The sequence below is a fragment of the Candidatus Methylarchaceae archaeon HK02M2 genome (assembly GCA_024256165.1).
In the GTDB taxonomy this organism is placed as follows: domain Archaea; phylum Thermoproteota; class Nitrososphaeria; order Nitrososphaerales; family JACAEJ01; genus HK02M2.
In genome coordinates, this window is the sequence record JAKLZG010000025.1 from 33,938 (window position 1) to 51,774 (window position 17,837).

Here is a 17,837-nt window from a genome sequence, read left to right on the forward strand (position 1 = left end):
AATGAAGTTTCAAACTATCTTAGTCGATTTAAATGGTTTCCAAAGTTCTTAGTATAGCTGGATCTGACCCTGATTGTGGAGCGGGTATACAAGCAGATCTTATGACTTTCACAGCCTTAGGCGTTTACGGCATGACAGTAATAACGACAGTTACTGCACAAAATACAGTCAAACTCACAGCTATCCATGATGTACCAGTAGATGTGATTAAAGTACAGATAGAAGCTCTCTTCAGCGATATAGGCGTAGACGTAGTAAAAACAGGTATGCTTCATACAAAGGAGATAATTGAAGTCGTATCTGAAAAGATAAGAAAATATAATGTTCCAACAGTAGTAGACCCTGTTATGATGTCGAAAAGTGGGGTACATCTTATTGAACGAGATGCCAAGAACACTTTGATTAAAACCCTTTTCCCATTGGCAACTATTGTGACGCCTAACTCTATCGAAGCAGAAAGAATATCAGATATTAAGATCAAGATGATTGAAGATGCAAAAGAGGCTGCAAAAAAGATTGCAGAACTAGGACCTAAGGCGGTAGTGATAAAGGGAGGACATGCATTCTCTGATGAGAAGGCTTACGACCTTCTTTATTTCGAAGGAGATTTTAAGATATTTGAGACAAATAGATTAAAAACTAAGACGACACATGGCGCGGGTTGTACTTTTGCCTCAGCTATCACAGCAGAATTAGCAAAAGGAAAGAACGTAATAGAAGCAGTAAGGGTTGCAAAGGAGTTTACAAACATGGCTATAAAGTTTGGACATGCAATAGGTCACGGTTTTGGGCCTGTCAATCCTATGGCTCATTTGTATAATGAAGCTGAGAAATATAATGTTATAAAGAATATTAAAGAAGCTGTGACGATCTTGGAATCTCATCCAGAATTTTCGTATCTTATTCCGGAGTCTCAAACAAATTTAGTAATGGCTCTGCCTATGGCAGATGACATAACGGATGTAGCAGCTATACCAGGTCGTTTCGTTAAAATTTGGAGAAGGGTGAAAGCATCGTCGTGTCCCGAGTTTGGCGCTTCATCACATGTTGCAAGAACAATCTTGACTGTAATGAGGTATAATAGAATGATAAGATCCGGCTTAAATATTAAATACTCAAAGGAAATCATCGAAGTTTGTAAAGATCTCAGATTGAAAGTATCTTCCTATGACAGAAAAAATGAACCTCTTAATGTAAAGAGAAAGGAGGGTATGAGCATAATTTGGGGTGTAGAACAAGCTTTAAAGAAAGTAGTTACAGTACCGGATGTAATTTACCACAAAGGAGACTGGGGTAAGGAGCCAATGATAACATTGCTTGAAAAGACAGCAATTGAAGTCGCAAATTTGGCGGTTAGGATAGCTGATCAAATAAAAAATAAATAAAAACAAAAAGTGTGGGTGGCACGATTATTCGAATTTGGCGTGCCTATTTGAATTTTACTCTGGGTAGATGAATTTTCCATTTTCGTCTATACGGCCAAGTCTTAGTAGTAGGTCTTTTGTGAGAGGATACTTGTCAAGATTCTTGTATGGGAAATAGTTTGCCAATGCGTATTCACTTTGGAATTGTTCATCGGTAGCTAGCTCATAATACACAACTGTTTTGGATATCTTTTCAACATATTCCCTCTCTTCTTGTGATATTAATGACATTCTTGCACCGGTTCCAGCAGCGTTTCCTACGAATACATATTTTTCAGTAGGTAGCTCTGGATACATTCCTATGGTCCTAGCGTTTTCAGGGTTGATATAGTTACCAAATGCACCAGCTAGCCATAATTTTGTTATATCCTTCTCGGTCATGCCCATCCTTCTCAACATGAGTTCAGCTCCAGTATGCATAGCTGCCTTTGCCTTCTGTAATTCTCTTACATCCCCTTGTGTTATCACTATGTCATGCTCAGTAGCAGATTCTTCTTTCGAAGCTATCATATATTCCCACCCTTCTGGTCCTTTCCTTAATCTTTCGGTCTGCTTAGCCATCTTAGAGACGAACTTACCTTTAAGATCTATTAACCCAGATTTTAATAGTTCTGCTGGAATATCGATAAGTGCAGATCCACAGATCCCGACTGCAGGCTGATCTTCAATGGTCCTTATTATAAGCTCTAAGCCAGACGGGTTAATGGATACTGCCTCTATAGCACCAGTTGCAGCCCTCATGCCGAACTTGATCTCCATCCCCTCAAAGGCTGGACCTGATGCACAAGAATCAGACATCACTAAGTCTTTGTTTCCAAGTGCGATTTCAGTATTGGTGCCTATATCTACATCCATAGTGATTTCGTCTCGCTCTAACATCCGAGTAGCTTGTATGACAGCTATTTGGTCTGCACCCACGAAGCCTCCTATAACTGGCACAAAGTAACAGTTCCCATGTGGATTAGATTTCAGATCTATTTTAGGTGCAGGTACGTTGACCCCACGCCTTAGCACAGGCGGGTATGGAGAGAAAGCAGTGTATTGAGGCCATAGTCTAAGGAAGAGCATTTGCATAGCTGTATTACCGACGAAGCAAAGTTCGTAGATTTCATTGGTGCTTACCTTGGCCTTTTCGCAACACTCTTCAATAATCTCGTTGATTCCGCCTACAACAAGATTGTGGATTCTATCTTGAGCTTCCTTACCACCCATCATAACGGAGGTTATCCTTGAAAGTACGTCTTCGCCCATAGGTGTCTGAGGGTTCATCCTTGAACCTACCGATTGAACTTTGCCTGTGTTCAAGTCAATTAGGAAGCCTGCAAGTTTTGTACTTCCTATATCGCAGGCAAAACCGAAGCACCTGTTAGAAGTATCTCCGGGTTCGATTGCAATAATTTTGTAATTGGCATTATTTTCTTTCAATACTGTAGCTGTTATCTGCCATTCTGCTTCTCTCGCAATGTTAGGGAAATCATTTGCTATATCGAATTCCATTACTAGAGTATTCGGATCAAGGTTATGTTGCTCCTTTAGTGTATCTAAAAGTCGATCTTCGTCTGCCCTTATATCATGCAAGCTAGGTACTGGTATCTTTACGAAATATTTTCTAACGAAAGGATTAGCAGTTACAGGTACCTCAAGTCCCTCGGTCTGTAGCCTCTGCTTTCCTACTCTGCTTATTTCAGGGACATATACTTTCAAAGGTGCCCGTATCTTGGCCAAGCAAGCTAATCTGTAGCCTTTATCGATCATGTCTTTTGTCAAGTGTTTTTCCTCTGAAGGTTTGATCTTACCAAGCGAGTCATAACCTTCATCGATTCTGACTTTACATTTACCACATGTACCCTTTCCTCCACAGTCTGAAGCAAGGTCAATCGCCAATGCTTGGGATGCGTCTAATAATCTGGTTCCGGATTTGAATGTATCACGTCTTCCATGTGGAAGGAAAATTACTTCAAATTTTTCTGTATCTGAAGTCAATTCGAATCAAAAAAGCTTCCAGTTGTACCTTAGATAAAGGTTTCGCTAAACTTTTTATATAATTTGTAAAAGATGTTTAATAATTATAAATAAAATTTTCATTAATTATATAAAAACATGACCATATTAAAAGTAAGGATAAAAAAAAGAGTGCCTTAGTAGTACTAAGGTAATTATTACTTTTATTGCTTCTTATTGTTTTTACTTTTTCCAATAAGGTGGAGTCCCGAATTCTATGGTTGCATCTACGAACGCCTTTATATGCTCTGACGGAGTTTCTAGCCAATAGTCACATCCAGGCATCACCATATCTACATGCTTTTCAATAACTTGTTTTACAGAGTCTCTTATCTTCTCAATGGGCCCTTCAAATATAACTGTAAATGCGTTTATATTACCACCTATCGGAAGATCTGGCTTGATTTTATCTCTTATCTCTATAGCTATCTCTAATGGAGTTCTCTCCTCAATACTAAGAGCGTTGCCTCCACATTCTAACAATCCACTCATAGTTTCTATGTCAGGTTTTTCTCTACTGATTAGCTGTCCACAAGTATGAAGGATTATAGGTGGCTCTATAAGCCCAATCAGTTTCGAAAGGTACGGCTTGATAATCCTGTCGAACGCTTTCGGGGAAATATTATCAAGAGAGACACCCTCTTCAGTGATAACTATCACATCAGCACCCGCATCCTTAAAAGCATTTGCAAAACCAGCATAAGTATCTGTAGCAGCATCTACGAACTCTTTGACTTTCTCAGGTTTTGTTCGAATCCACTTTAAGAACTGGGTAGGTTCTACTATATAGCTACTTATACTTGTAAAAGGAGCATTTAGGATACCCATTACTGGAACTTTTCCTTCAAATTCTTTCTTTAATATTCTTATTGCCTCACATAAAACTGGGATTCTTCCGGCTTTTGAAGGATCTTCAGGCAATTTCATATCGGATACTTCTTCGGCAATGAAATCCTTGACATTAACCCACTTGACTTCTTTTCCTCTGCCTTCAAAGAAATCTATAGGAGCACCTATAGCTTCAGCTTCTAAGGTCATCTCAAAAGGAACGGATATGTTCTCATTACCTGTAAGTCGATATACTCCTGCAGCCAATTTAGCCATTTTATCAGGATCTTTATGAGATTCTGGCCAATATGCATCGTATTTCTCCATGGCATCCTTTATATATGTTCGAGCAGCGCATAAAGCAGGTATTCGGTCGACCTCTTGTCTCCTTCCCTCGAGGAGAGCCATTATTCGCTCATATGAGTTCAATTCTATCAATGTGAGTTAAAATATATATCTTAAAAACCTTTTCGGATGAGTTACGAGCTTATAATGGCGGGCTTTTTCAAATCCTAGAAGATAAGTACAAATGGTTTCATCCTTTTATTATTTGATTTATGGTCAATTTCTAATTAAAAATCATAATGTTAAATAGAGTAAAAAAAAATAAGTAGTCAATTCTCCATTAGAATTGGTATCTTTTCTAAACTTCTGGGTTCATTGCTTCCGAATTTACTATTGTTCTTTTGTCTCTTTCATCTTTCTGACAGCGACCATGATCTGATCGATCAGCATCTTTACTTTGTCAACTGCTTCCATTGCATCTTTTCCGTAAGCATCTGATCCTATCTTTGCTCTCCACTCATCAGTAACTGAACCACCACCAATGATTGTCTTGACTTCATCCTTCATTCCCTCTTTGGTCAATTTATCTTCAACAGACTTCATAGACATTAATGTAGGTGTCATCAGAGTAGACATAGCGATCACCTGCGCGCCTTCTGCCTTAGCTTTGTCGATGAATTCATCTGTTGGAACATCTCTTCCCAAGTCTACAAGTTCATACCCTGTAGCTGTTAGCATCGCCTTGACTATATTCTTGCCTATATCATGGACATCTCCTTCGACTACGCCCATAATTATCTTTCCTTTAGATCCCTTTTCTTCCTTAGGAATAAGTGGAAGTAAATAATCCAGTCCTTTATACATTGCATCAGCCGACATAAGTACTTCAGGTAGGAAGTACTCCTTACATTCATATTTATCCCCGACTATCTCCATCCCTTTAGCCAAACCATCTATTATAGCTAAGTAAGGTTCCATGCCTGCTTCTACTGCCTCTTTTGCTGCCTCTTCACACATCTCTTCGTCTCCAATATCAACGCCTCTAATGAGTTTTATATGGGCGATTAGTTGAGCATCTCCTAGTTCTTTTGCTTCATTCATTGCCTCTTCGATCTTATCTTCGTCGCTTTCAGTGGAAGCTTCAGTAAATTTATTCAGAATTTCCTCTTTTTTGCTCATTGCCATCATCTTTGGGGGGATGTAAAGTTATATATTAGGTTTACTATTTAAAATAGGATATAATTAGAAATATTATTTTAAATTTCTTCAAATATTTGAAGAGAAACATTAGTTAAAAACTCGTCAAACAATACTTTACAAAACAATTTTTAACCGCTATAAAACCCTCCAATTCAAATATGTATATATATATCATCACCATATTATATTAATATAATATAAACTGAATCTTCAAATTATCAAACCTTCCGCTAATCACTATTTCTGGGATACCTTAAAATAGTACAGCTAAAAAACGTCCTATGATGGAAATGAATTCATATGATAGATTTATAGAAGTACTAAATGGAAACAAAGATGTTGATAGAATCCCTTGTGTAAACTCCGTAAGTGTAGCTACAATAGATTTCATGAAGTCATATGATGCAACCTGGCCTCAAGCTCATAAAGATCCTGAAAAGATGGCCAAACTCGGCTCTGCAGCGCATAGACAATGTGGTCTTGATAATGTATCAGTGCCATTCGATATGACGGTTGAAGCGGAGCTGATGGGAGCTACTATAAATTACCATGAAGATACAATAAAGTGGCCATCTATAAGGGAGTTTCATGCTAAGGATGTTTCAGACATTAAAATACCTAAAGATATCTCAGCGACAGGTAGAGTACCCGCAATTACTGGAGCCATCAAAATCTTAAAGGAAGAATTTGAGGGAAAAGTTCCAGTAAATGCCTACATAGTTCCTCCATTTACAAGTATAAGTAGTTACGTAGTAGATAGCATCGTTTTCTTAAAGTCAATTAGAAAAGCGCCAGATAAAGTTCATGAATTTTTAAAAGTGTCGATGGGATTTTATAAAGAGCTTGTTGGACTTTATGCAGATGCTGGTGCCGATGTTATAACATTTCATGAGATGGGCGGTTCGACAGATAATTTATCACCAAAACAATTTGATGTGTTTATCAAGCCTTACCTAAAGGAGATAATCAAATCTGTAAAAATACCTATTATACTCAATATATGCGGATCTGCTGAAATGATTGCCGATAAAATGGTTGAAAGTGGAGCCAAAGCGATTGCTGTAGACGAAAGAACGCCTATCAAAGAAGCAAAGGAGAAAGTGGGGGAGGTAAACCCTAAAGCAGCATTATTAGGTAACATTCCAGCTCATGGAGTGGTACACTTTGGACCTGTGGAAAGGATTAAGGAATTCGTGAAGAAGGCAATTGACGATGGTGTTGACATGGTTGCCCCAGGATGTGACTTTTGGCTAGAAACACCTACAGATCATATAAAGGCGTTCGTAGATGCAACAATAGAATTTGGTAGTCTATAAAAGAAGGACTGTTCATCATTCATAAGTCAATACTAAGAGAGTAGATAAGCAGTATCTTCCTCTCAATCACTATTTATTTAATATTATACTCATTTAGAAATATTGATAAGATATTTACTTACACAAATAATCCCTATGAGTTATATATGTGGTAATCTCGTCTTAGTATTGGTGTGATGGTTATGCCTATCTTTGAAGATGCTGAAGGTGAAACAGAAGGCATACTAATCGCTTCGAAGCTCATGGCTATCGCAGCGAGAACAGCTCCTAAAACCAAAGGAGCAGATGATATCATTACTGCGATAGTCTTAGAAGGTGAAAAAAATGCTTTGGCAGATGATATGAATAAGATAGCCGATGAGAGAAATATATCTGGCTTTAAACGTGATGCGCAAAATGTTAGGGATTCGGTTGCTGTATTTCTTATAGGAGTTTGGTCAAACAAGACTTCTGGGTTTGATTGTGGTGCATGTGGCTACAACAACTGTGAAGAGTTTAAGAGTGCTCGGAGGAGATTTGGACAAGACTTCGATGGGCCATCATGTATATTTAAAATCCTCGATCTAGGAATAGCATTAGGATCTGCAGCTAAAACTGCAAGCATTCTAAATATAGATAACAGGATTATGTATCGTGTCGGTGTAGCAGCTAGAAGGCTAAAGATGCTGAAAGGAGCTAACGTAATCATTGGTATTCCGATATCAGCTAGAGGAAAAAATATATATTTTGATAGAAAATAGATCTTGTTCCCCTAATCAACAACATGTAGACTAAAAAATATTTCTTGATCTTAACCAAATTGTTGAAATTTATTGAGCTTTATAGATTAGAAGTAACCCAGAGATATCATCTTCAAGTTGCTTCAACTTGAGCATATGATCATTGAATATCCATACGGACTTAATATTAATCCATTTTCTCATGTACCGACTCCAAGCCTAAAGGCTGCCAAAGTTCTAGGTGGTAGAAGGTGGAAGGAAGTAAAGAAAGGAATTATTACTTGTATTGATGAATTAAAAGAAACATTGATTAGGGAGGGGCAAGGTTTTAGTATCGTAAACGTCGTTGGGCCTCTAGGAACAGGAAAGACACATATAGCTCTACACATGGAAACATTGAAAGATGAGTACAAATGCATCTATTTGGATCTTACGAGAATCGAACCAAAAGATCTTCAGCATGTTTATTTAGCTATTGTGAAAAGTTTGGACATTACTTTCTTTGAAAAGTTACGAAGCACTCTAATTTTAAAACTAGCTGATAGGGCTGAAGAAGGTAACAAAGATGCCATAAAAACATTAAAAATTGGCATACTTGATAAGATATTCAGAAGAAAACCAAAAGGAATAGCAATAGATATCATTGACAAAAGACGGGGCGCCAACTTTTCTTTTCTAAAAAAAGCCTTGCCTGAACTCGTGAATAATGTAGTCTATAACTCAGCTTATAACATATTAACTGAAAGAATGGATTGGTTTTTAGAAGTAAATGATTTTAATGAAGCCTTAAATAAATTAAAAGGGCTTACAAACATATCTTGTATTGCTAGAAGAGTTTTGTTGATTGAGATAGATGAAATCTCAGCTTCCAAACCTTTATTGGATGGATTAAAAGCCATCATAAACGAGAAGCTTCCAGGGGTGATCTTAATGACTATATTAAGGTCAGAAGCAGATATAGAGATAGGAGAAATTGACCCCTCACTTGCCGATCGTCTTCGAAAAGCAACATTTACGTACTCTTTATCACAACCAAACGATCCAGAAGAAATTTGGGACATAATCAAAGCATATCTGAAGTACTATAACGCTGCCATTACAGAAGAAGATGATAAATCACTCAAGTACTTAATAAAGTACGTTTACAGGGAGTTAGGCATAAATGAAATTCGAGACATTCTAGCTTTGATGAGAGAAGCTCTAGAGCTTGCTAAGGGGAGTGGAAAACTGAGCGAAGAGCATTTTGTTGAAGCGATAAGTAGAATTCGGCCTGCGACAGTACTAAGAGACAGTATAATGCACATTCCTATCCCTGATTATCTAAGAATTCTAAGGACAAAAATGAAAAATAATGAGGATATATCGGAGTATCTAACTAGAGCAATTCGAGACTTAGGGCATTACTTATTCATGGAAGATATCATATTCTATGCTCATAGAGCTTCGAAAAGGATTGATACTCCGGATGGATCGAAGAGCTACCGCTTAGCAGATATTTATCTGGAGGAAAACAATGGCAAGAGGATTATAGTAAGTGTGAAGTTAACTAAAAAAGACCACCTTACGAAGCAAGATATTGAAGATACTATAGAAGTTATAGAATATGGTAAAATTGATCGGGCAATTATTTTGACGAATGTAGCTCATAGCAAGGATCTTGAACATTCAAAGTTGATATTTTCAACGGTAGGAGATAGACGCTATATAGCAGATTATCTGTACTTTGGAGAGAAATTTCAGGATGGGAAATTGACAGAAAATGATAATGAGAATGCAATAAGACTTGCAAAATATTTAGGAATTGGATAATTATTATAATACTTAATCATAAAAATTATTTACATAAATCTTTTCTAAAGAAAAAAATTAATAGTTATTTAATTTATATTATTATTAGGTTGATTAGATGGAGGAAGTAGGTAAGGTTATTCATTATTACCCTAAGATAGGAGTCACTGTTATTGAATTAAAAGCACCCATAAAAATTGGGGATAAAATTTTGATAACAGGGAGTACAACAAATATTGAACAAATCGTGGAATCTATGCAGATAGAACATGAAAATATTTCTTTTGCAGAGGCTGGAAAGCTTATCGGTCTAAAAGTTGAGGATAGAGTTCGGCCTAATGATGTCGTTTATAAAGTAGATTAAATACATTATTTTTGGCTTGAAGGGTAAAAACGTCTTTAGATAGTTGACCACTCATCTCGGCACTATCATAGCTAATTTCCTGTTTTTTTATATATCTTTCCTATTATAACAAATAGAGTTCAAGCGCCGGGAGTGGGATTCGAACCCACGAGACCCCGAAGGGTCACAGACTTTCGTTCGATAGTCTCAAGGCCTGCGCATTCGTCCACTCTGCCTGCGAGGTGTGAGAATTATGATTTTCTCAATCACGATCCCGGCAAATTTAACCCGGCAATTTAAAATTCTTCTATCTCCTTAAAATCCTTTCCAATTGTAATTAGACAAAACCTTAAGTTAAAAGTATTAATTTGATTTTTTTAAGTGTGATCTATGCAAGTGCCAGATTTATCCATAGAGATATCGGGTTTTAAGATGAAAAGCCCATTAATGCTAGCATCAGGTATTTTCGGGACTTCTATAAAACTTCTGAGGCGTATATTTGAAACTGGGGCAGGAGCTGTGGTTACAAAATCCATTGGTTATGTGAAACGCATGGGATATAATAATCCAACTTTAGTAGAAGTCTATGGTGGGTACTTGAATGCAATAGGACTTTCGAACCCAGGTATAAAGGAAGTCTATAAAGAGTTATCTCGGTCAAAAATAAATGATCTACCATTAATTGTAAGCCTTTTCGGGGCTGAAACTTACGAATTTACAGAAATGATATCTCTTCTTGAAGATTTAAAGGTAAAAGCTTATGAGCTGAACATATCTTGTCCTCATGTTGAAGGTTTTGGTGCTGAAGTCTGTCAAAATTCGGATCTAGTCAAACAGTTAATAATGGCAGTAAAAGCAAAAACTCGTAAGCCTTTATTCGTAAAGCTCTCTCAAAATACGACTGATATAGTTCAAATAGCGAAATTAGCTGAAAATGCTGGAGCAGACGCCCTTACAGTCGTCAACACTCTTAAGGCTATGGCTATAGATATAGAGACTGGCAGACCAATTCTGGCAAATAAGATAGGGGGGTTATCAGGACCTGCTATCAAGCCTATAGCTTTAAGATGTGTTTATGAAATTTATCAGAATGTAGAAATCCCGATAGTAGGTTGTGGAGGTATAATCAATTGGCAAGATGCTATCGAGTTCTTTCTAGCTGGTGCTACAGCCATACAGATAGGTACAGGGATTGCTTACGAGGGATTGAGTGTGTTCGAGAAGATAAAACAAGGTATAAAGGATTATTTAATTTTGAAAGGGAAAAGAAGTGTGAAAGAAATAGTTGGTTTTGCCCATAGCTTCTAATAAACCTAGGATTGTGCAAGTATTAGATATAAAAGAAGAGTCTGAGACTGTACGATCCCTAATATTTAGGGATGATTTATGCTCCAAGGCGAAGCCTGGTCAATTCGTTATGGTATGGATACCAGGGGTGGATGAAATCCCCATGAGTATCTCTATGATGGGAGATCAAAGTTTAGCTGGTTTTACTGTAAGGAAGGTAGGAGAAGCCTCCAAAGCTCTATTTGATATGAAAGTTAAGAACATTCTGGGTATAAGAGGACCTTATGGGATGCCTTTTACACCTATTTTTGGAGATGTGATGATCGTAGGTGCTGGGACGGGACTTGCTCCTTTACTGCCACTCGCTGAAATTCTAACGCAAAAATTTGCTTCAATCAACATAATAATTGGAGGTAAGACTTTATCCGAGTTTGTTCTTGTAGATAGAGCGAGGAAAACCCTTCTCAAGAATAATAGTGAGATTATAATAACTTCTGAGGATGGGAGTTATGGGATCAAAGGCTTGGCAACCGATGTAATGGAGTCAATTTTAAAGAAAAAGTACATAGACATAATCTATACGTGTGGTCCAGAATTGATGATAAAGAAGGTCTTTGAGATTGCCCAAAAATTTAGTGTACCAATTCAAGCTAGCCTCGAAAGGATAATGAAGTGTGGTATTGGTATTTGTGGCAGTTGTTGTATTGGTAGATATCGCGTATGTAAAGATGGCCCGATATTTGATTCTAAAAAACTCGAAGAAATTATTGATGAATTGGGTTTATTCAGAAGGGATCATTCTGGAATGGTTACCATGATAGAGTAAAAGAATATATTAGAGCCTTTTCATATTATTAAAAGGTGTATATATGCCTACTCACGGATCACTGACAAAGGCAGGTAAAGTTAGGAGTGCGACTCCGAAGTTAGAGGCCAGAAAAAAAATTGCTCCTATACCAAAAAGTGGGAATAGAAAGAAATTTATAAAAAGATTCTTTTTGGAAAGAAGACCAGGGCAGAACTGGTTAAGTTAATAATTCGAATCTTAACATCTTTAAATTCTAGATATTATTGTAGATCAGGATCATTTTTTATAACCTCCTTACGTTATATATCATAACTCTTTTAAACAATGATCCATTTTTGATGGCATAATATGTACAATATTGCTCTCACCCATAGCTCCTTTTCCGAATTTGGGGGTGCTGAGCGGGTAATCATTAATCAAGTAAAGGGGTTAAAGGGGTTGGGGCACAACGTCACGTGCTTCACGTCTACCTCTTCTAATGAGAAGTTTTCTGATACAAATGTTCAATGTTATGGGATGGAAATTCCATCACCTTTTTGTCGTTTACTACTTAATATATCATCTAACGTGATAGGGATATCTAAGATTGCTAAGAAATTGCGAGGCTACAATTATATTCTTTCTCACCATCATCCTGGACCCTTGGTAGCATATGAGGTAAAAAAGAAGTTTGGGATACCTTATATCGTTTATGTTCACCATCTACCTTTATTCCTTTATCCATTGGAAGTAGATAAAAAGCCCTTGAAATGGGCCCATAATGGGAGTAGGTTTACTATCGAAATATTATCAAAAAGTCCAGGGATCAACCAATGGCTCAAAGGGGCTGACAGAAGGGCAATCATGTATGCCGATGCTCTACTTACAAATAGTCAATATGTAGCGCGACAGATTCGATCTATATATAATCGCGAGGCCCAGATATGTCGGCCAGGTGTTGACACATCCTCTTTTCAAAATCTAGTTGATGATCCGAGTCTTGATAATTTTAAAAAGCTACATGGATTAGGTGATAATGCAATAATTTTGGTAGCTCGAATGACACCTCAGAAAAAGTTTGATTGGGCCATTCAAATTTTAAAATTAGTAAAAAAGAAAATTAAAAATGTCCAATTGGTGATAAAAACTGAAATCCCCCATTATAATAAATGGACGCAAGTATTGTTTCAAAAAATGAATGTTGCCAATAGTGACGACAAATCAGTTAGATGGATAACGAACCTTGATAGGAAAGATTTACCATTACTTTATAAATCAACGAAAGTATACATATCAACTTCTGTTAAGGAGGCTTTTGGTATCAGCCCTATTGAAGCAATGGCATGTGGCTTACCAGTAGTCGCATGGGACGATGATTCTGGCACAACTGAATATATCGAAAATAGTCGGAATGGTTATCTATGTCGTCCTTACGATCTTAAGGATTTTGTTGAAAAAATTATCTACCTATTAACTAACGAAGATGAGAGAAAAAGATTAGGGAAACAAGCTATGCAAAATGTAATGAAAAACTTCGATTGGAAAGTTCATTTAGATATATTAAACTCGGTTTTATCTAAAATTTAGTGAATTCTTTAATTTACAATCTTAATTGAAGATTGATCATCAACTTTTTGTCGTTTCAACTTAGATTGAAAAGTTATAAAGAGTAAATAACCGATTCCAACGATTATTGTAAATAAAGAAATCGCATAGTTTACATACATAATTTTTTGAGGGGTGAACTCTACATTTATTTGGTAAGTTCCATTGTGAGATATATAAAAGCTATTAATAAATGAATAGCCGATAACACTCTTTATTTCTTCCTCTCCTCCAGTTAGAGTCCAAAAGGGATTATATGATTCGCTAAAAATTAGAAAAAATGGTTCTTCGTTTGTAGAATTAATTATGTAACATGCCGGGTTTATCATTTTAAAAGTAACATTAGGAAGGGAATCTACCGATAAGATAGAGTATAAGTTTTGTTCTTCATCATCAGGCAATCTGTATAGAACAAGTTGATCCAATATTACTTCTCCGAACCCTTTAATTATAAGTTCATGTTCACCTTTTGCAAGATTCCTTAAATCAACGTCAATTAAAGTAAAATTTTTAGGAATAGAAGAGAGGTTAAAAATCAACTCATCATCAAGATGTAGTCTAATATAACTATCTATCTCCCGTTCCCCTCCACAAACTCTTAAAGAAAGGGCGTAATCTCCATCATTTGGAATATAAAGCTTTTTGCTAACTGATAGTGGTCTATTACATAGACAGTCTTCCAATCGAGGGTCATAAGTCATGATAACTCCACCCATGCTTGCCTCTGGAGTATAGTAGGGATACACATTCCATTCATCCTCAATAGATGAGAATGTCTTTTCTGCTTCAATAAGGTAAATGAACTCTTTCTCTTTAAAAAGATCAGTTACGGTTTCAAAGGCCTTCTCAATCTCGCTAGGAGGTGCAACTACGATATCATCTATAGCACTTAAACCATTTTCGTTTATTATTTTTAAATTATGGGAGCCTTTCCCTAAGAAAATTGGTTGGGTTGTCAATTTAATCCATTTGAAGCCCGAGTAGCTACCATAAATTCCTTCTTGAGTTTTAGGTTCAATAGTTGCGGGTCCTTGCGAAGTCATGTTCAAATCATCTATCAAAACTGTAAGTGAGCCAGCATCGTTCCTATAAAAAACCCGTATCCATATATCAAAGATTCCGCTTACATCGGTTGAAAAAGGAATTGATAATGTAGCGTTAGCTCTAGTAAAAACGAAATCTCCTTCTAAACTAAACTCAGATAGGTAGAACCTTAGATCGTCTATAAGAAAGACATTATACCCAATGGAATCAGGTACCCAACTCCAGCCACTTCTTACCCATGTAGAGTTCACCGATATACTTTGTGCAGCGTATGGATTTGTATCAATTCGGTATTTTTTAGGAAGAAGTATTAGGGAAAGATCGGATATTTCACTGTCTTTGAAAACAATTAGGCTCGATAAATCGATCTGATGCTGTAACTCTTCAATGTCCATTTGATAACCAAAAATCACAAGCCAATCTCGGAGTACTGTGTCAGAAAGGTAACTAAGAGATACTAAGGAATCCATTCCACCAACTACAAACATACTCTTTGAAGTAGCAAAAAAATTAGCTCCTACATTCTGATTCTCATATATAGAAATTGGGGCATCGTCTCTTAAGTAAGAAATATCACTCTGATTTTGTAGAGATTCAAGGAAGTAGGTCCAATCATCTGTTTTTTGATCCATCCTAACTAATGTATATCGGACATTTGCTAAGGATAATATCTGACCCAACCGATTGGTACTCCCCTTCACCATCACATTATAAAGAAAATTTTGGAAAGAGTTTGAGGGCATTATCTTATCAGAATGGCTCAAGATAGGGCGCCCAGAAGTATAAAAAAGGATTGGGTCGATCGCATAAGCATTCGTCCAGTTGTACGATACGACTGGGAACCAGGGTGGAATCCAGAGAACTCGAAAGTCATCTGACTGATCTGAAAGCCAAGTATTGACGGAATCATAATATTCTGGAGTTTGTATTGTTCGGAGACCCCCAAAGTTACCATAAGAAATCGGCATCATCGGGGTCACTAAAATTAATATTATTACCGTTACAATTACAAACATTTTAGATTGTTTTCCAAGATTTTTTGGCAATCGTTCTTTTATAATTGGAATCAACGACTTTAAACCAAATCCAATAAGAATTGAATAGGAAAAAGAAGTGATCGCTAAGAACTTCGTCGGGTCTCTAAAAGCAAGGAAACCAGGAACATTATAATAGAGCCAAAATGAAAAGCTTTCAAAAGATCCATGAGTCCCTTGTGCAAAGATCAACGATACTAAGGCAACCAAAGCCCAAAATATTGTCTCCTTATCCCTTCTCAAAAAGATAGGTGTAATGAATGATATGAGAGCTATCAGATATCCGGAGGTAAGCCATAAAATCGTGGGGTTCATAATCTGTGAAAGTAAGGGGTAGTTCAAAGCCGCATCTTCTGCAAAGCCAAGTCCATACCCAGATAATCTTGTTACGTTTAAAAAGGAGGAGTAGCGGCTAAAGTAATTTATCTCTTCTATTGAGAAATCAAGACGAGTAGTACCAAAGGTAAATTCTCCGATTGTAACGAGTAGAAATGGTAAAATCATTATTAGTATAATCACCAATACTCTAAAATTCTTTAATGTTGAAATGAGTCGACCACGTTTCCATGGAGAAGAGTGATATAAAGTATAAGCAATCATAAGAATAAGAAGAAGTAACGCTTGGTGAGGATAGCCTATCAATGACATAAGAAGAGAAAACACAAGCCCCGTTAGGATAGCTCTTTGGATGCTAAATCTTTCCATAGCAAAAAGAAATAATGTAAAGATCAAAGGAGTTAAAGAGTACCCCAAAAGTAAGTTTAGATGACCCGATAGAATTCTGTCAACAACAAAGGGATTATATGTATAGATTAATGCTGAGATGAGACCTACTAGTCTTCCACATTTGCACACCTTTCTCGTTAAATAGTACATTGAACATGATGATAGTAAAGGGATAGAGATGAGCCAAATTTTTTCTATTAATTCAGGACTAAACACAATAGCCATAATGGCAGAGATAACCCAAAAACCAGCTAGTTGCAGAGAGATTATATTATCACGACCAAGCGTTGGGTAGGCGTCCCAGACGTATGAGTACCTATAAACTTGATCAAAGATCTGTTGCTGTGAAGTAGGAAAAACTAGGTCACCATGGAAGACCATCCCAGAAGAGAATAGAATGTTTTGAAGAGAGAGTATCGATATAAAAGCAAGTATCAATAAATCTATTAGAATGATCTTTCTATTCAAATGCCAATCACCTTAAATTATCATGGCTATTAATTTTATACCATTAAAAGAATATATTTAGGTTCCAGTAGATGAGATCGAAATATGAATAGGAAGATGAAGTATTCTGTTATAATCGTATTGATGCTTATATTTCTAGCCTCCTTTTTCGTCTTTTTACCTCAGCAACCTACATCTAAACTTTTCATCTCTGATCCTGACTTTGTATTGAAACTAGAACAAAGAGTCATAGAGATCGAGATTGAGAATAGAGGTGATAAAGATATCGAGTTTCAGCAACTTTGTATAAATGATACACCAATTCTCACATGGTCGCCTGAAAAGATCATATTAAAAAAGGGTGAGGATACAAATGTCTCTATAAGCTACCATTGGCTTCCTGAGGAGGAATACATCATTGATGTTTACGCTTACCCTGATGTCCATGGTTACATTCAAGCTAAATCACCAGTGATAGAACCAAAAATCATAATTGAAATTGGAAACGGTACACTTCAAGAAATAGGTGATCTGAAGTTCATCAGCTTTCCCTATAAAATAGAGTCTATTGCGACTGACTGGATTCATATAATCCTATTTACATACAAATCATTTTATGCATGGAATAGACCGATATATGTCTTATACGATACAGTATTTATGGCACCATCAAGCATAGATAGGGCATCTGCGTTTACTGAATTGGCGTTGAAGTATGGCATCCCTATACAAAAGATTAACTGTTCCGATCTCGGAAGTATTGCGAGGGATCAAGTATCATCAATAGTAATATTCTTCGATCCATTAATGGACTGGCTAGAGAAAGAAGTTCATGATGCTTTGCCAGCAGTAGTTCTAGATCCAGATAAAGATGGTCATGTAAGGGATAACTCTTCTCATGATAAGTCATTACTATATGATTGGATGTTTGACAATGGTTTAATCTTAGTTACGATTGGTTCGACTCAACCCCATAAATACATTTTGAATTCCGATGGTCGTG

General features: G+C 36.7%; 14 protein-coding genes. 10 read left to right on the forward strand and 4 right to left on the reverse strand.

Annotated elements, in window-relative coordinates:
• Window positions 1-32 precede the first annotated feature (32 nt).
• A complete protein-coding gene (locus L6N96_02085) occupies window positions 33-1,385 on the forward strand; it encodes a bifunctional hydroxymethylpyrimidine kinase/phosphomethylpyrimidine kinase (GenBank protein ID MCP8322953.1) in 1,353 nt (450 codons plus the stop codon).
• Window positions 1,386-1,439: 54 nt separating this feature from the next.
• Here the strand turns inward: L6N96_02085 and L6N96_02090 are convergent, their stop codons facing one another.
• The 3 genes from L6N96_02090 to L6N96_02100 form a co-directional block, all read right to left on the reverse strand.
• Window positions 1,440-3,407, reverse strand: coding sequence for an ASKHA domain-containing protein (locus tag L6N96_02090; GenBank protein MCP8322954.1), 1,968 nt, complete (start codon window positions 3,405-3,407; stop codon window positions 1,440-1,442).
• 201 nt (window positions 3,408-3,608) lie between these two features.
• Window positions 3,609-4,661: a hypothetical protein gene (locus tag L6N96_02095; GenBank protein MCP8322955.1), complete on the reverse strand. Its 1,053-nt coding sequence runs from the start codon at window positions 4,659-4,661 to the stop codon at window positions 3,609-3,611.
• A gap of 267 nt (window positions 4,662-4,928) precedes the next feature.
• Window positions 4,929-5,717, reverse strand: coding sequence for a corrinoid protein (locus L6N96_02100; GenBank protein MCP8322956.1), 789 nt, complete (start codon window positions 5,715-5,717; stop codon window positions 4,929-4,931).
• 311 nt (window positions 5,718-6,028) lie between these two features.
• Between L6N96_02100 and L6N96_02105 the strand changes: the two genes are divergently transcribed.
• The 8 genes from L6N96_02105 to L6N96_02140 all read left to right on the forward strand — a co-directional run bounded on the left by L6N96_02105 (window position 6,029) and on the right by L6N96_02140 (window position 13,565).
• A complete protein-coding gene (locus L6N96_02105) occupies window positions 6,029-7,054 on the forward strand; it encodes a hypothetical protein (GenBank protein ID MCP8322957.1) in 1,026 nt (341 codons plus the stop codon).
• 182 nt (window positions 7,055-7,236) lie between these two features.
• Entirely contained in the window at window positions 7,237-7,794 is a 558-nt protein-coding gene (locus L6N96_02110) for a DUF2148 domain-containing protein (GenBank protein MCP8322958.1), read from the forward strand.
• A gap of 135 nt (window positions 7,795-7,929) precedes the next feature.
• Window positions 7,930-9,582 carry a hypothetical protein gene (locus L6N96_02115; GenBank protein MCP8322959.1) on the forward strand — a complete coding sequence of 551 codons (1,653 nt, stop codon included), beginning with the start codon at window positions 7,930-7,932 and terminating at the stop codon, window positions 9,580-9,582.
• Window positions 9,583-9,679: 97 nt separating this feature from the next.
• Complete coding sequence (locus L6N96_02120; GenBank protein ID MCP8322960.1) at window positions 9,680-9,925, forward strand: hypothetical protein; 246 nt, start codon at window positions 9,680-9,682, stop codon at window positions 9,923-9,925.
• A 369-nt stretch (window positions 9,926-10,294) separates the two neighbouring features.
• Window positions 10,295-11,212, forward strand: a complete 918-nt coding sequence (locus L6N96_02125) for a dihydroorotate dehydrogenase (GenBank protein ID MCP8322961.1) — start codon at window positions 10,295-10,297, stop codon at window positions 11,210-11,212.
• On the forward strand, window positions 11,196-12,017 hold the full coding sequence (locus L6N96_02130) for a dihydroorotate dehydrogenase electron transfer subunit (GenBank protein MCP8322962.1): 822 nt from the start codon (window positions 11,196-11,198) through the stop codon (window positions 12,015-12,017). The genes L6N96_02125 and L6N96_02130 overlap by 17 nt, the downstream gene beginning before the upstream one ends.
• A gap of 43 nt (window positions 12,018-12,060) precedes the next feature.
• Window positions 12,061-12,225, forward strand: coding sequence for a 30S ribosomal protein S30e (locus L6N96_02135; GenBank protein MCP8322963.1), 165 nt, complete (start codon window positions 12,061-12,063; stop codon window positions 12,223-12,225).
• A 122-nt stretch (window positions 12,226-12,347) separates the two neighbouring features.
• Window positions 12,348-13,565: a glycosyltransferase family 4 protein gene (locus tag L6N96_02140; protein MCP8322964.1), complete on the forward strand. Its 1,218-nt coding sequence runs from the start codon at window positions 12,348-12,350 to the stop codon at window positions 13,563-13,565.
• A gap of 8 nt (window positions 13,566-13,573) precedes the next feature.
• Here the strand turns inward: L6N96_02140 and L6N96_02145 are convergent, their stop codons facing one another.
• Window positions 13,574-16,855 carry a glycosyltransferase family 39 protein gene (locus L6N96_02145; protein MCP8322965.1) on the reverse strand — a complete coding sequence of 1,094 codons (3,282 nt, stop codon included), beginning with the start codon at window positions 16,853-16,855 and terminating at the stop codon, window positions 13,574-13,576.
• An 84-nt stretch (window positions 16,856-16,939) separates the two neighbouring features.
• Between L6N96_02145 and L6N96_02150 the strand changes: the two genes are divergently transcribed.
• On the forward strand, window positions 16,940-17,837 hold an 898-nt coding region (locus L6N96_02150; protein MCP8322966.1), incomplete at its 3' end, for a hypothetical protein.

Excerpts from the sequence above, each read along its gene's own strand:
- L6N96_02100 (MCP8322956.1), bottom strand. The coding sequence starts at position 5,717 with ATGAGCAAAAAAGAGGAAATTCTGAATAAATTTACTGAAGCTTCCACT.
- L6N96_02135 (MCP8322963.1), top strand. The coding sequence starts at position 12,061 with ATGCCTACTCACGGATCACTGACAAAGGCAGGTAAAGTTAGGAGTGCG.
- L6N96_02125 (MCP8322961.1), top strand. The coding sequence starts at position 10,295 with ATGCAAGTGCCAGATTTATCCATAGAGATATCGGGTTTTAAGATGAAA.
- L6N96_02140 (MCP8322964.1), top strand. The coding sequence starts at position 12,348 with ATGTACAATATTGCTCTCACCCATAGCTCCTTTTCCGAATTTGGGGGT.
- L6N96_02095 (MCP8322955.1), bottom strand. The coding sequence starts at position 4,661 with ATGGCTCTCCTCGAGGGAAGGAGACAAGAGGTCGACCGAATACCTGCT.
- L6N96_02105 (MCP8322957.1), top strand. The coding sequence starts at position 6,029 with ATGAATTCATATGATAGATTTATAGAAGTACTAAATGGAAACAAAGAT.
- L6N96_02110 (MCP8322958.1), top strand. The coding sequence starts at position 7,237 with ATGCCTATCTTTGAAGATGCTGAAGGTGAAACAGAAGGCATACTAATC.
- L6N96_02120 (MCP8322960.1), top strand. The coding sequence starts at position 9,680 with ATGGAGGAAGTAGGTAAGGTTATTCATTATTACCCTAAGATAGGAGTC.
- L6N96_02115 (MCP8322959.1), top strand. The coding sequence starts at position 7,930 with ATGATCATTGAATATCCATACGGACTTAATATTAATCCATTTTCTCAT.
- L6N96_02085 (MCP8322953.1), top strand. The coding sequence starts at position 33 with ATGGTTTCCAAAGTTCTTAGTATAGCTGGATCTGACCCTGATTGTGGA.